General features: G+C 42.3%; 12 protein-coding genes. 7 read left to right on the top strand and 5 right to left on the bottom strand.

The window, feature by feature from the left end:
- The first annotated feature begins 247 nt into the window (after nt 1-247).
- The 5 genes from JMX83_RS02485 (at nt 248) to hrpA (ending at nt 8,031) form a co-directional block, all read left to right on the top strand.
- Entirely contained in the window at nt 248-1,669 is a 1,422-nt protein-coding gene (locus JMX83_RS02485) for an SLC13 family permease (protein ID WP_201598772.1), read from the top strand.
- Between the two features lie 128 nt (nt 1,670-1,797).
- A complete protein-coding gene (locus tag JMX83_RS02490; RefSeq protein ID WP_201598774.1) occupies nt 1,798-2,598 on the top strand; it encodes a metallophosphoesterase family protein in 801 nt (266 codons plus the stop codon).
- 68 nt (nt 2,599-2,666) lie between these two features.
- Nucleotides 2,667-3,260, top strand: a complete 594-nt coding sequence (locus JMX83_RS02495) for a DUF1543 domain-containing protein (protein WP_201598776.1) — start codon at nt 2,667-2,669, stop codon at nt 3,258-3,260.
- A 13-nt stretch (nt 3,261-3,273) separates the two neighbouring features.
- Nucleotides 3,274-3,579 (top strand): hypothetical protein, encoded by a 306-nt coding sequence (locus tag JMX83_RS02500; RefSeq protein ID WP_201598778.1) that lies wholly within the window; start codon nt 3,274-3,276, stop codon nt 3,577-3,579.
- A 234-nt stretch (nt 3,580-3,813) separates the two neighbouring features.
- Nucleotides 3,814-8,031, top strand: a complete 4,218-nt coding sequence (gene hrpA, locus JMX83_RS02505) for an ATP-dependent RNA helicase HrpA (RefSeq protein ID WP_227675674.1) — start codon at nt 3,814-3,816, stop codon at nt 8,029-8,031.
- A gap of 70 nt (nt 8,032-8,101) precedes the next feature.
- On the opposite strand, the gene JMX83_RS02510 is transcribed toward hrpA, so the two are convergent.
- Entirely contained in the window at nt 8,102-8,431 is a 330-nt protein-coding gene (locus JMX83_RS02510; RefSeq protein ID WP_201598780.1) for a hypothetical protein, read from the bottom strand.
- Between the two features lie 627 nt (nt 8,432-9,058).
- Complete coding sequence (locus JMX83_RS02515) at nt 9,059-9,919, bottom strand: AraC family transcriptional regulator (RefSeq protein ID WP_201598783.1); 861 nt, start codon at nt 9,917-9,919, stop codon at nt 9,059-9,061.
- A gap of 165 nt (nt 9,920-10,084) precedes the next feature.
- Here JMX83_RS02515 and JMX83_RS02520 point away from each other — a divergent pair, with 165 nt between their 5' ends.
- Complete coding sequence (locus tag JMX83_RS02520) at nt 10,085-10,498, top strand: organic hydroperoxide resistance protein (protein WP_201598785.1); 414 nt, start codon at nt 10,085-10,087, stop codon at nt 10,496-10,498.
- A gap of 240 nt (nt 10,499-10,738) precedes the next feature.
- Here the strand turns inward: JMX83_RS02520 and JMX83_RS02525 are convergent, their stop codons facing one another.
- Nucleotides 10,739-11,650 (bottom strand): DMT family transporter, encoded by a 912-nt coding sequence (locus JMX83_RS02525; protein WP_201598787.1) that lies wholly within the window; start codon nt 11,648-11,650, stop codon nt 10,739-10,741.
- 294 nt (nt 11,651-11,944) lie between these two features.
- Here JMX83_RS02525 and JMX83_RS02530 point away from each other — a divergent pair, with 294 nt between their 5' ends.
- Entirely contained in the window at nt 11,945-12,628 is a 684-nt protein-coding gene (locus tag JMX83_RS02530) for a DUF421 domain-containing protein (protein ID WP_201598788.1), read from the top strand.
- Between the two features lie 118 nt (nt 12,629-12,746).
- Here JMX83_RS02530 and creD read toward each other — a convergent pair whose 3' ends face one another.
- Entirely contained in the window at nt 12,747-14,384 is a 1,638-nt protein-coding gene (creD, locus tag JMX83_RS02535) for a cell envelope integrity protein CreD (RefSeq protein WP_201598789.1), read from the bottom strand.
- A gap of 160 nt (nt 14,385-14,544) precedes the next feature.
- On the bottom strand, nt 14,545-15,042 hold the full coding sequence (locus JMX83_RS02540) for a YqhA family protein (RefSeq protein WP_320157659.1): 498 nt from the start codon (nt 15,040-15,042) through the stop codon (nt 14,545-14,547).
- Nucleotides 15,043-15,093 lie beyond the last annotated feature (51 nt).

A 15,093-nucleotide genomic window follows, 5' to 3' on the forward strand; every position in this document is an offset into this window, starting at 1 on the left:
GTCCATACAAAGTGGTGAGAGAGTCATTGTTGAAAAATCTCACAAAGTCGAGAGGTGGTTATTATTAACAAATCAAACAGCTATCTTAAAAAAACAAAATTACTCAAAATGTATTCATATATAAGTTATTCTGATATGATATTTTCGCGCGTAATGTTCGCTATATGAATATCATGATGTCTTACAATAAGTGTGTGTTGCAATAATTTTGACTTCATACTCACTCTGGATGCGATAAGGATAATTTATGTCAGAGAAAAAGCTGGATAGCCATATTCCTGATGATGGTAACGAGTATTTATTTACGGATACATTCCCAAAAGGAACGGGAAAAGGATTGATCGTGGTCGCCATCGCGGCAATCATTAGTTTTATTATTTACAGTGTATTGCCATTTGAGGTCAGTGCTAACAAAGGGCTAGCAATGCTGTTTTTTATCGGCGTGCTATGGCTCACTGAGGCGATACATGTCACTATCACTGCGATCTTGGTGGTTGTGGTTGGGACCTTAATTGGCATTCCTGATTTTAATGCTGAAGTAGGTCTGCAAAGCTTTGCTAGTCCCATTATTTATCTCTTCTTTGGTGGTTTTGCTTTGGCGGCCGCGTTACATGTACAAAAGCTTGATAGAAAGATTGCGCTAAAAATTCTCTCGTTATCAGGTGGTAAGCTAAGTACGGCTGTACTGTTGATTTTTGGCGTGACTGCGTTTTTGTCAATGTGGATCTCAAATACGGCGACAACGGCAATGATGTTACCGCTTGCACTCGGTATTTTGACGCAAGTCGATAGTAAAGAAGATCGCGGTACATTTGTGTTTGTACTACTCGGTATTGCGTATTCAGCAAGTTTGGGTGGTTTGGGTACGATTGTCGGCTCGCCACCAAATGCGATTGCCGCAAAAGCCTTGGACATTGCGTTTGTTGATTGGATGAAGTTTGGTATTCCAATGATGCTGATACTATTACCAGTACTGTTGGGTGCGATGTATTTGTATCTAAAGCCGAACCTAAACCGCACGATGACATTGCAACAGGACGAGAACATTCCTTGGACCAAGACCCGCGTATTGACAATTGCTGTTTTTATTATAACGGCAGTCAGCTGGATATTGTCTAAGCAAATTGGTGCGGCAGTTGGTATCGAAGATACCGATGCCGTTGTTGCATTGCTGGCAGCAGTGGCGGTCGTGAGTTTGGGTCTTGTGTCTTGGAAACAAGTATCAGACAACACGGATTGGGGTGTATTGATGTTATTTGGTGGCGGTATTGCGCTATCGAATATTCTAAAAGTATCAGGTGCATCATTAGTATTAGGTGAGACGGTTGCTAATGGCTTACAAACAGCACCACTGTTGGTTGTGATGCTGGCAATCTCAGCCTTTATTATTTTCTTGACAGAGTTTGCATCAAACACCGCATCAGCTGCGCTCTTAGTGCCTGTGTTCGTGGCAATTGCCGAGCATATGGGCATACCGAGCGAGGTATTAGTACTTATTATTGGTATCGGTGCGTCTTGTGCCTTCATGCTACCCGTTGCTACACCGCCAAACGCTATCGTGTTTGGTACCGGTTTGATCAAACAAACAGAGATGGTACGTACAGGTGTCATCCTCAATATCATTTCTACTGTTATCGTTGGGTGTTGGGCGTATTTCTTCCTACTATAAGTCTAACGAACCATTAGCATTACCATGATAAATAGAACCTGATGCCCCAATATTAATGAGGCATCAGGTTTTTATTTTGTGTACTCTATTCATTTATTACATCGCAATTTATGGGGATAATAGACCGCATGATACCCTCTAGCTGTAAGACTCTCATTACAATCGCTGCTATTTCAGACATTCATAGTAATGTCTTCGCGCTTGACGCTGTGCTTGCCGATATCAAAAAGCGCGGTGTCGATCAAATCGTTAATTTGGGTGATATTCTATATGGGCCGATAGCGCCTAGGGCGACCTATGAATTACTAATGGCCCATCGAGATGATATTATTACCATTCGGGGCAATCAGGATAGGCAGATTTATGAGGCGCTGCATTTATCAACCATGGCAGAAATCGCTGATAATCCAACGATGGATTTTATTGTCAGTGATCTTTCCAAAGACGCGATTGAATGGATGCGAGCTTTACCGTTTGATTGTCATTTAAGTGAGGATGTTTATCTTTGTCATGGGACGCCAACCGATGACATGATATATTTGCTTGAAGATATCGCAACAGGCGCACCGACAGTACGTAGCGACTCGAACATCTTGTCATTATTAAATGGTATAGTCAGCCCTATCATTATCTGTGGACATACGCATATTCCGCGTACAGTCACACTGTCATCAGGGCAAATGGTTATTAATAGTGGCAGTGTGGGTTATCCCGCCTACGAAGATGATTTGCCCATTATTCATAAGATGCAAACGTATTCGCCTCATGCTAACTATGCGCTTATAACCTGTATAGAAACGGCGCAAGGTAAATGCTGGCAGACTGAGCATATCAAGGTCGCTTATGATCATGAAGCAGCAGCAGAACTGGCGCTCAAAAATGGCCGTGAAGACTGGGCATTTGCCTTGAATACCGGACGGGTATTGTAATAAGACGCGCTCGATATTATGCTCAATCAAAACTAGCTACAATGAAAAATTTATCAGGACTACGTTATATGCTTACTCTATATATGGTTCAACTTGGCGCTCGTCCCAAAGGTCGCCTGATTGAACAGCATGACATCTTTTTTGGTGTGGCCAATCACGTCAGTGAGCTGGTAGAGGATATCAATCAGCATTGGCCAGAAGTAAAAAACAAATGGCATATTGATTCGTATCGAGCAGTTACTAAGGTCGATGGCTATGCGATCAAACTGGTTGAATCAGGTAAACAGGTAAGCAAAGATACTGACTTAAAGCTGTTTTTTATAAATTTAGGTGGCTATCAGCAAGGTAGTTTTGAAGAGTTTCATTATAAGCTTCTGATCGTCGCCGCCAGTCAGGCACAAGCCATTAAGCAAGCCAAACAAAGCGAGTTTTATAAACAGTTCACTTTTAAAGATGACGCATCGCCGTTCGACGCCGCTTCACATATTGATGATAAGTTTGAGGTCGATATAGATGATATCTATAACGTGAATGATCTGCTCTCAAATGTTCAGTTATTGATTGAGTCTATCGCTGAGATAGGGGAGAACGATATTGAGATTGGAGAAGATAAGGAGTATGTGGGATACTTAAGTATCAAGAACCTAAAGAAGTTATCATAATATGGCTTTAAATATGTATTACAAAAGCGGTCTAATTCGCAAAATGCGCTGCCAAATCTCTGATGATATGTTGCCCACACTTTATCAGATTCATGAAAACGCAAAATTTCCACGATTAACGTGGTTAATTGACAATATTTATGAAAACCCGCAGATTCGTCCTGACGTAGCGAAAGAGTTAGCTAATGAGATGTTAGGGTTTGAAAAATTAATACTGTCACTACACCTTCCTTTTCCTAGGCTTGCACTACAAGAAATGCACACTTTTTTTGTGGGCGCTGCGACTAATCAACAGATTATTTATACTGTTAGTAATTAGTTTTCTCATTTAGACCATTTTTATGCCTTTGATGATATGAAATTTAATATTTATGGTCTAAGTGTGTCTTTATTTAATACTGCTTATGGGATAGAGGCGTTATCGTCCTCACAGTCATAGAAAAAACTTCAGCTTTGCAACCAAGCATTATACAAGCATCATAACTACCTTGAATCACCCTGCATTTGTCTCCATAATCTAACCACTTATACATAATAAATAGCCTAAGCAAATATGTCTGATACTTTTGAGAATACCAGTCTAAAAACATCTACTGTAGATGAAACTAACAGTGCAAAGCAACCAGCGGAATTACTGAGTGATTTACCAGTACTTGCTAAAGACAGCTATTACTTAAGCCGTCTCGAACGAGAGCTGGCGCGCGCTGCTGTGTCCAAAAATAAAAAATCCAATCATGATTCTGAGCGAAAAAACAATCACGAAGATGTCCTTGCCAAGAAACGTGCTCAATACGACAAAATAAAAACGCGCTCGCAAGCAGCAGTGCAAGCGCGCATCGACAGTATTCCAAGCGATTTGCCTGCCAAGTTGAATCTTGATCTGCCTGTTAGTCAACGTGCAGAAGATCTGGTACAAGCCATCATCGACAATCAAGTCATTATCGTGGCAGGTGAGACAGGTTCTGGTAAAACCACGCAGCTGCCTAAGCTTGCCATGTTGGCAGGGCGCGGTATTACCGGACAGATAGGGCACACGCAGCCAAGACGACTGGCCGCTCGTAGTGTGGCGAACCGTATTGCAGAAGAGCTGGGAGAGCAGCTAGGTAATACGGTCAGTTTTAAGATTCGCTTTAATGAGCAAGGCTCAGCGCAATCTGTAGTCAAGCTAATGACTGATGGTATTTTGCTGGCTGAGCTGGGTCACGATCGTTTTTTGAGTAAGTACGATACGATTATCATTGATGAAGCACATGAGCGTAGCTTGAACATTGACTTTATTATGGGTTATCTCAAAAAGATGTTACCCAAGCGTCCAGATTTAAAAGTCATTATTACCTCAGCGACCCTTGATACCAAGCGCTTTAGTGAGTACTTTAGCCGTTACAATGCAAAATTAAAACGGCAAGTTCCTGCGCCAATCTTTAATGTTGAAGGGCGTAGCTTTCCGGTAGAAGTCCGCTATCGTCCGCTGACCGATGAGCCAGTAAACAGCTCAGAAGATGACAGCTATGACGATTTTGAAGAGAACCTGCCGCGTGCTGTCGTTGCCGCTGTCGAGGAGTGTTTTAGCGACGCACAAAATAAAGGCCATGCCGATCAGGCTGATATCTTGATATTTGCCGCGACTGAAGCAGAAATTCGTGAAATGCAAGAAGTGCTTGAGCGCCATGGTCCACGTCATACCGAAGTGTTGCCACTGTTTGCACGGCAGACGTATGAAGAGCAGCAGCGTATCTTTCAGCCATCAGGTCGAGGTCGACGTATCGTTATCGCGACCAACGTTGCTGAGACGGCATTGACTGTACCGGGTATTCGCTATGTAATTGACTTGGGTTTTGCGCGGATTTCGCGTTATTCGTATCGCTCACGTGTGCAGCGTTTACCGATTGAAGCAATTTCGCAAGCGGCTGCCAACCAGCGTAAAGGTCGTTGTGGCCGTGTCGCTCCGGGTGTTTGTATTCGCCTATATTCTGAGGAGGACTTTAACGGTCGTCCTGAATTTACTGAGCCTGAGATTCTACGTACCAATTTGGCATCTGTGATATTACAGATGGCAAATCTGCGCTTGGGTAGTGTCGATGACTTTGAATTTATTGAGCCGCCTGATAGCCGATTGGTTACGGATGGTCATAAATTGCTTGATGAGCTGGGGGCAATCACTTCCAAAAAGGACATCGCTGCTCAGGATAAAACCAATAAGCCAAAACGTCAAAAAGGGCTTGATCACCTGCGTTTGACAGCGACTGGTCAGAAAATGGCACGTATGCCAATCGACCCACGACTGGCACGTATGCTGGTTGCTGGTTCTGACTTTGATTGTATTCGTGAAATGCTGATTGTTGTGGCCGCGCTTGCGGTACAAGATCCACGCGAGCGTCCTGCCAATAAGCGCACGCAAGCGGATCAAAAGCATGCAGTCTTCCGTCAAGATGATTCAGATTTCTTGTTTTATTTAAGTCTATGGAAAGCACTGTTTGAAAAAGACGAAGACGGTAATAAGCTGTCTGGTAATCAGCGTAAGCAGTTTGCGAAGAAAAACTATCTGAGCTTCCCGCGTGTCCGTGAATGGCACCAGACACATCGTCAACTGGTACAAATGGTGACGGAGCTTAAATTAACAGATGTCAATGATTCACAAGCGTCTGATAAAAATGTCGCTAAGAATGACCCAACTGCGATTGAAGATGAAGAACTAAAAGCTGTCAAATATGCCAATTTGCATAGAGCATTATTGACGGGTCTGCTGTCTATCATTGCGCATAAAACCGAAAGTCGCGGTGAGTATTTGGCGGCGCGTCAGCAAAAAGCCAAGATATTCCCAGCGAGTACGGTGTTCAAACAAATACCGCCTTGGGTGATGGCGTTTGAGATGGTTGAAACCTCGCAAGTCTTTATGCGTACCGTTGCCAAAATTGAACCTGAGTGGATTATCTCAGCGGCAGGGGATCTGCTCAAATATCATTACTTTGAACCGCATTGGTCCAAGAAAACCGGACGGGTCAAAGCTTACGCGCAGATTAGCTTGTTTGGCTTGATCATTATCAGTAAGCAGCTGACCAATTATGAGCAAGTAAACTTGGTCGAGTCGCGAGAGATTTTCATTCGTGATGGGTTAGTGACTGGTAACTTTGGTCGTAATGCGCCATTTTTGCAGCACAATATGGACAAGATTGCCCATGTTGAACGCATCGAAGACAAACTACGTCGCCGGGATCTATTGGTTGATGAAGAAACGCTATATCAATTCTATGATAAAAAGATTCCTGAACATGTCGCCAGTCGCAAAACGTTTGAAGACTGGCGGGCAGAGGTAGAGAAAAATGATGCTAAGTATCTGTTTTTTACCGATGAAGACGTACTTACTAGCCAAGCGCCGACTACGGGCGACTTCCCAGAGGTATGGAAGCTGGGCGATCTAAAACTGCCACTGCGTTATGTCTTTGATCCAGCAAGCGATGATGATGGCGTGACCATACGCGTACCGCTTGCTGCATTACCACAGCTCGACGCGATTGAGCTACTATGGGGTGTGCCTGGTTGGCGCTATGAGCTGGTGTTGCAATTGCTCAAATCATTGCCAAAAGATATCCGTCGTCAGATCGTCCCGATACCTGATACCGCAGATAGTTTGTTTGATGAGTTGCAGCAGCAAGGTGGACAAGGGCTTTTAAAACAGCTGTGCCAAGCGCTCAATCGCCGCGGCATTATGTCGGTGACGCCGGAGAGCTTTAGCCCTTCTACGATTGACCGTTATTTGCAGCCACAAATTTGTGTGGTCGATGACAAAAACCGCATTATCGAAAAAGGTCGTGATCTGCAAACGCTACAGATTCGTCATGCCTCTGAGACTAGTCAAGCCGTGAATGAGCAACAAGGCGCGCATACTGAGTTCCCTGAGCATTTTGCCTTTAGCAAAAACCATCATAGCGCAGGCGTGGTCATGAAGCAGTTTGCGGCGCTCGTTGCCGATGAAGCAGGCGAAGCGGTATCGATCCATCAGTACACCGATGTCAATGCAGCACTACAAGCGCATCGTATTGGCGTATTGACCTTAATCAAAGGTAAACTTGGCGCGAAGAAAAAACAGCTCACCAGTCAAGTAGATAAAATATTTAAACTGGCATTTGCACCGCTTGGTGATATGGAAAAGCTAAAGACAATCGTCATTGATGCTACATTGGATGCTACGCTTGAAGAGCATTATGTGCTATTTGATCATACCGAGAGTCTGCCTGAGAGCGCTGATGATATCGCAGTTGGATTGAGCGAGGAGTTACCGTTTACGCCTGAGGAATATGCACAGACGCTAGAAGTTGTGTTAAATAACTTCTTATTGACCGGTCAAAGCGTCATAAAAACGCTGAAAAATGTTTATACGCGCTGGCAGCGTATTCGCCAAAGTCTATTGATGTTAGACCGCGAGATATTTGGGGAATCTATCGATGATATCGAAGATCAATTAGAAGATTTGTATTTGGCTGATTTTGTTTACCGCATGGATTATAGCCATTGGCAGCAGTATCCACGTTATCTTGAGGCACTAGAGATTCGCTTAGAGCGTCTTGAGCATAATTTAGAAGCCGACCTTGATGGTGTCTACGCGCTTGATTTACATATGGAGCGATTGGCAGGGCGTGCGGACAAAGAAGCCATTAGCGAATATCGCTGGATGGTAGAGGAGTATCGTATCCAGCTATTTGCTCAGCCGATGAAAACTCGTGTGGCAGTTTCGCCCAAGCGTCTTAGTAAAATGTGGGACAAAGTGGGCTAGAACCAAGAGTTTCTTTGAATGTTAAGGCCAGATTAGCAACTGCTAATCTGGCCTTTTATTTAAGTAGGTTTTAATGACTCATTTTTTCTGTCAGTACACCCATACTATAAAGCATGAAAGCAATCACTGTCAGTGCTACGATAAATGGTGTGAGTATCCAAATCACTACGTTAATTAGAATTGACGGTAGTAATCCATTAAATAGCTCGAGATCTGGGGTAAAAAAATCTGTCATCACATCCACTGCACGCTTGGCAATGGGGAAGAGTAGAGTGCTAAGGGCCAACATATAGATATATTTGCTAAAGCCTGGGTCACTCATGACGACCATAAAATAGAACACTGAAAAAAAAGTGATACCTAGCGCCCAGCATTTGAGAGTATAGCTTAAACGAATCATGTCATTTCCTCCCCAAGCTTTTCGATAAACATGCGTAGAAAGAACTACGCTATATATACAAAATTTTGAATATATATTATATGTTATAATACGAATATATTGGTGAGTCAACTGTTTTTTATTCGAATAACAAATCTCTTTTAGCTAAAAAATAAGAAAGTATAGAGATATTTTGAGTAGATATTTGCCTTAAAACCTATTTATAGTCAATCCTCTATAAAAGAGTGACAGCGTTAACCTCACTTGAAGTATTACATATACATCTGCGCTCGGTTGCCTTATATCTCTTTTAAACTGAATCAACTATACCAGTGGATATCTCGATACTCAGATGCTCTCTTGTAGCTACAAGAGGATAGCGCTAGAAATCACTCGAAGGATAGTTAATCAATAATCTGTAGTGGTAAATAAATGGTCAATTCATTGAATCGTTCTGTAAGTACGCTGTAGAGATGGTTTTGCTCTAAAGGCGTTACATACCTCACGTTGATAAGCGCTTGAAGTTGACCAAGATAAGTGAGGTAGGCCTGACATTGAGTCTGTTATGCCAAACTCGATAAGTCCCAAAGTTACCATCATAACGATAATAAAATCCTGCCGCTATAGGTACAAATGATGAGACAGTTATCACATTAGCTCACTGCTCGGACTGACTCCAAACAGCCGCTTGTATTCCCGGCTAAATTGGCTAGGACTTTCATAGCCAACTTGCATGGCTATTTGCGATATTTGTGCTCCTTGCCCGTGTATCTTAATCAATCGTTTTGCTTCCATTAATCTTAAGCTTTTTTGATACTGTAGTGGGCTCAATTGGGTAATTTCTTTGAAGTGCTGGTGAAACCCTGAGACACTCATGCCGCATCTACTGGCTAGACTCTCTACCATGATAGGCTCATTTAAATGCGACTTGATCCAGTCAGTAGCGTGGGCAATACGGTGTGTATGGCTACCATCAACGACCAACTGCCTAAGCTTGTTACCTTGCTCCGCTGAGAGTAGTCGATAGTATATTTCTTGTTGAATCAATGACGCCAAAAATCCAATATCGTTTGGATAATCAAGCAAGCGTATCAATCGATCAAATGCCGCCATTATCGCGTCATCTAACGGCCACTTTATGCCTAAGTGACCATTTGCTGTGGGGGTTTTAGAGGGTATTTGCGCCAATATCTCTCTAATCATGGCGAGATTTAATTTCATGGATAAAACGATAACAGGACTCTCTACTGAGGCATGTTTTATATGCATGCTCAGCGGAATATTGACAGGACAAAACATCAAGTGGCTATTATTGAATCTTTGGCAGTCTGCTCCTAAGTAAATCTCACGCTCACCTTGCAAGACAATACAAATGCTTGGCTCTTGGATATAGCTAACAGCTTTGCTTGGTTTATCGGCACAGTAAAAAAATAGCCCTGCGACAGCAGATTCGAGGGTTTGATTCCTAGGCAGTATGTTAAGAAGTCGGTCAATGGTTTCTTGATTCATGAGGATAGCTTGTTTTGTAAGACTTCCTGATAGTATAAAAATTTATAGGATTAGGCAAGAGTTATAGAGGTCTGTTCTAACGGATAACAGCCAGCGATTCTATAATAGTCTTATCGCAACAGCGTAAGCATGACCTCTAATAATATAGATAAGGAATTATAAATCATGAAAATATTTTATAAAACTCGCGCGACAGCCACTGGTGGACGTTCTGGTCATACTGGATTAGATGATGGTTCATTAGGGTTTGATTTGGTGTCTTTTCAAGAACAAGATAAAGAAGGTGTGAATCCAGAGCAGCTTTTTGCTATGGGTTATGCCGCCTGTTTTGATAGTGCTTTGAGCATGGTTGCACAGCAAATGAAACTGCCTGTCACCGCTTCTAAAACTTCTGCCCAAGTTGGCATCGGTATGAAAGCAGATGGTAGCTACAACTTGGATATAGAGTTGCATGTCGAAGTATCAGGTATTGACGAAGCACAGGCGCAACAGCTGATCGAAGCCACACATCAGGTCTGCCCATATTCTAATGCCACTCGTGGCAATGTAGATGTCCGCTTAGAAGTGACCGTTATATAAAGGCTTTTAGCTTTTACTGGTAGCGAGCGAATCATTAATTCAATATGATAGCTTACACAAAACCGCCCCGATTTTTATAAATCAGGGCGGTTTTATGCTATCTAGTAGAATAGAGTAATAGCGCGAAATTTTTGTCATTAGCCGAGCTAGTGATAGAGCATCATAAGTAATAGCATTACTAGGGCACGTCCCTAATTCAAACGTTTATCACCATTTTTAAAATAGTGACACGCCCTAAGCTTACACTTTTTTATTTAACGTAAACACCAAGACTGCGCCTAAAATAACTGCACTGGCAATAATAAATGGCAACGTTAGTTGCTCAGATAAAAATATCACGCCCAGTACAGCCGCAATCACAGGCACGCACAGCTGAACAATAGCCGCTTGCGTGTTCTTTAATAAGGGCATTGCAGTGTACCAGATACTGTAGCCCACCCCTGATGCGATCGCTCCTGACGCACAGGCAAGCAATATCCCTTCGCTAGTAATGCTTTCTAAGCTAATGTTTTGTAAGCCCATTTCATCCAGATACATTAGGCTAACTAGTAGTAGTATCGGAACGGCTACCAAACTCCGCACAAAGTTAAACCCCGTTGCTCGTAACGGTGAGATACATGATTTACCGCGTATGCTGTATACTCCCCAAGCCGCGCCGCTCATAGCCATCAATGCTGCGGCTAATGGTGATGGAATGGCGGCTGATGGTAACATCAAATATACGAATCCTGCTACTGCGACGATAAATGCCAACCATTGTAGTGCACTGAGCTGTTCTTTTTTGTAGATACCCCAGCCAATCATCGTGAGCTGAACCGCCGAAAACAAAATCAATGCCCCCGTACCAGTATCAAGCTCTACATATGCAATCGAAAAACATAACGCGTAAATGACCAAACTGACACTACTGAGCCAACTGCCTTTGTCATTTAAAATAGCATCAACAGAAGACTTGTCAGCGGTGAGTGCTTGACGCTGTAGTCTGTAGGCATGAATTGTCATGATAACCACTAAGCAGACAGCCGCACTGAGCAGACGAATGACCGTAAAGCTCCAAGCATCTATATAATCTTCTGCTAGTGCCATCCGGCAAAACAGAGAATTTGCGGCAAATGCGATCAACGCAATAATAGTATAAACAGTGGCTTTCAAAAGTAATTCCTACAATGAATAAGGGAGCATAAAATCAGCAGGCATAGGATTTTAGTTTTGGGTGTGGATGGATTACTGTCACGATAGCTTATTTTTCAGCAAAAACAATTGCCGTCTAACAAGACAGGATATTTTGTCGTACTTGCGGCAAAAAGTCTCTCTTAAATGAGAATAACGATAGTTGTATTGACGATAAGGTCTGAAAATAGGGATGATGTGCTTCGCATCAAACGAACTATTAGAACAACATTCATTAAACACAATACATCAGATAAATAAATTGGAAACGAGAATATGGATTGGGCAAGTATTTTTATTCATGACACAACTTGGTTGTTTGCCGTTGAAATCTTAATACGTGTCACCGTCATGTTTGTATTAATTATCACGTTCTTGCGCTTCACTGGCAAGCGCGGCGTTCGTCAGCTTTCTATCTTTGAGCTGACCATTATCCTATCACTTGGCTCTATCGCGGGTGACCCTATGTTTACTGAGGATTTGCCGATTATTCAAGCCGTATTGATCATGGGTTCAGTCATTGTTCTTTACCGAATCTGTACGTGGGTTATGATGAAATGGCAGCCTTTTGAAGATTTGTTGGAAGGCAAGTCACTTTATATCGTAGAAGATAGCATGCTGGTATTGGATAAGATTAAAAAAGGCAAAATGTCTCACGATGAGTTTTTTGCTGAAATGCGCCAACAAGGCGTTGAGCATTTGGGTCAAGTGCGCATCGGTTTGCTTGAAACAGATGGTAACTTTAGTATCTTATTGCATTCCTCTGAAAACACAGTTTATGGGATGCCGCTGTTTCCTAAGCAATATCAAGCTGTCGAGCAAGTGGAGATAGGGGCTCATTACGCCTGTATGTACTGTGGTTATGTCGAGCAAATATTAGAAGCTGATAAATGCTGCCCGCGCTGTGAGGATAATTGCAATAATTGGGCTAAAGCGTTAAACAATCAGATAGTCAAGTAGTGTAACGACTAGGCTAATATAACGATAATGCTGCCTTATCAACTAAGCTAAGGCAGCATTATTTCAAACTATTATCAGTTTATGTGGCTTTCTTCATACAGCGAGTGGCTTATATCACTTATGTAACTTTGTACCAGTCGAGTTTGCGAGTCATCACCATGACGCAGGCAAGTACCATAAAGCAGAATATCGCACCCAGTAATAGATTGAGATCTTCTGTACTTAAAATACCGAAAAAGGCAGCATATAACCCAGCGAGTGTTGCGGTAAAAATTAAAGCCCGTTTCAAACCGCCAAATACATAGTAGCTATACCAACCAATAAGTCCCACGCACGCGCTAGCGGCTACCGTATATGCTTGCCAAAAGAAAATTTGCTCAGCAAGTGGTAGCAATAGGACATAAAAAACGAATAACGCGCAGCCAACGAGCAGATACTGAATAGGGTGAATGCGACTGGATTTAAGCACTTCAAATAAAAAGAAAGTGCCAAACGATACCAAAATTAACAGCAGAGCATACTTCATGGTTCGTTCAGTTTGTAGGTAAACATCATTAGGACTCGCAAAACTAACCCCAAAGCTGTTTAACAGAATGCTTTGATTACTACCAGCTACCGCTGCACTGTCTGCTGTCATCCCTCTTGGTGAGTCAAACGAATCAGGGTTATACGACTGGCTATCGGGATTGAGCGTGGGTTCATTGATGATGGTGCAGTGATGGTTAGGCGTGCTGATACATTGGGAGATAGATTGATTGTTGGCGACGGTTAGATACTGATTTTGCCAACTGGCATCAAACCCTTCATTGGTAATACTCTTAGTGTTTGGTAGCGCCTTACCGATGAAGTTTGGTGTTTGCCAATCACTATGCATAGACAGCGTAAAGTTCTGCCCAGTAGGCACCGTCGTTAAATTACTAATACCAGATAAGGGCAAATCGATCGTAATCTTGAGCGCTTGATTGTCTTTGTGGTTAGATAGTTGGCGATCTACTTCTGATTTATCTAGATTTGTATTCATTGCGCTTGTAGTAACAAGGTTCTCTTTATTCTGCTGGCTAGTAGGATTGCTTAATTGAGCCAATACGTCTTCAGGAATATCGACTTCAACATAGGTCAAGTTCTCTATCATTGGTATCTGAGGATAGCTCGCTCCAATCGATTTTTGATTGATTGTGACGGCAGGCAGGGTAGCGACACCGCGTAAATCAGACACAGGAATGATCAGTTTTGCCTTATTCCAGTGGGTAATGGTTTTGGCTAACTGCATTTTGTCTGCATTAGAAGATGTCATTATCGAATCTGTATCGTTACTCAGTGCAGTTACGGTACTGTCTGCATTTTCTAAAGTGTCTACAAACGTATAACTTTGATCGAATGTCAGCTGACCATCATAGCTAGTGGCACTATAGATACCGCGCTTATAAGTGTCTGTGCTTACTTTTAGGTTTTGTGCAGCCTGCGTCTGAGTGGCAAATATCGTCTCAATTTTCGAGTATGGTGACTCGCATTTGCTCTTTATATTTGGTGTGTCTGATGTATCTGCCTGACAGGCAGGGGTGACTGTCGTAGGAACGGCGATAAATGGGGTGATGACTTCTTGTGGATTGACATGCTGCTGGGTGATCTCTTTTATTACTGATTTTGCGTAGTATTGCCTCTCATAGATGATATTACTAATCATACTAAGTCCGATCAAAAAAATAATACAAAGTCCTACGATGATGGTTAACTTAGTCAATAATGTTTTTTGCATGTGGTCGCCTCCTACGTGTCTTTAATTCACAGCTGCCGAGATAGCAGACTGTGGCTTTAAAGAACATCATAGGAAGGGCATGAAGAGAAAATGTGCAGGAACGATGAAAAGAGTGTGAAAGGGTAGATATCAGGATTTTTTAATCAATGTTTTTTGAGTATTAATGTTTTTTGGTATCGCCAACGACTTTATCCATAATAGCGAATAACAAGCCAGACAATACAAAGGTCATGTGAATAACAACTTTCCACATGAGCTTGTCAGCATCAAGCTCACTCATGCCACTAGAGATATCCATAAAGGATTTCAGAAGATCAATCGCCGAGATAGCAACGATCGCTCCAATGACTTTTAGTTTTAAGCCCGAAAAATCCACTTTTCCCATCCAGCTAGGACGATCATCATGAGTACCAGTATCGATTTTTGAGACAAAAATCTCGTAGCCACTGAATATAATGATGAGCAATAAGCTGGCAACCAGCGAGATATCAACCAATACCAGTATGTCTACAATCACGCTGGCTTCAGAAGCTATGAGAATATCAGCAAACATATACCATAGCTTTTGGACAAACTTAATAAATCCTAGATTCAAATAAGAAGTGCAACGTTTTAAAAGAATGAGTTGAAGAGTAAGATGTGCCGTGTTGCATTTCAAACTTCAACTCCTACATATCAGAACGTTATGAAACACTATACACATCTTACC

The organism is Psychrobacter piscatorii, from assembly GCF_904846415.1.
GTDB classification, from domain to species: Bacteria; Pseudomonadota; Gammaproteobacteria; order Pseudomonadales; family Moraxellaceae; genus Psychrobacter; species Psychrobacter piscatorii.

Bases quoted from the DNA above. Each gene is read 5' to 3' on its own strand.
- creD (WP_201598789.1), bottom strand. From the start codon at position 14,384: ATGCAAAAAACATTATTGACTAAGTTAACCATCATCGTAGGACTTTGT.
- hrpA (WP_227675674.1), top strand. From the start codon at position 3,814: ATGTCTGATACTTTTGAGAATACCAGTCTAAAAACATCTACTGTAGAT.
- JMX83_RS02485 (WP_201598772.1), top strand. From the start codon at position 248: ATGTCAGAGAAAAAGCTGGATAGCCATATTCCTGATGATGGTAACGAG.
- JMX83_RS02530 (WP_201598788.1), top strand. From the start codon at position 11,945: ATGGATTGGGCAAGTATTTTTATTCATGACACAACTTGGTTGTTTGCC.
- JMX83_RS02500 (WP_201598778.1), top strand. From the start codon at position 3,274: ATGTATTACAAAAGCGGTCTAATTCGCAAAATGCGCTGCCAAATCTCT.
- JMX83_RS02520 (WP_201598785.1), top strand. From the start codon at position 10,085: ATGAAAATATTTTATAAAACTCGCGCGACAGCCACTGGTGGACGTTCT.
- JMX83_RS02490 (WP_201598774.1), top strand. From the start codon at position 1,798: ATGATACCCTCTAGCTGTAAGACTCTCATTACAATCGCTGCTATTTCA.
- JMX83_RS02495 (WP_201598776.1), top strand. From the start codon at position 2,667: ATGCTTACTCTATATATGGTTCAACTTGGCGCTCGTCCCAAAGGTCGC.
- JMX83_RS02510 (WP_201598780.1), bottom strand. From the start codon at position 8,431: ATGATTCGTTTAAGCTATACTCTCAAATGCTGGGCGCTAGGTATCACT.
- JMX83_RS02515 (WP_201598783.1), bottom strand. From the start codon at position 9,919: ATGAATCAAGAAACCATTGACCGACTTCTTAACATACTGCCTAGGAAT.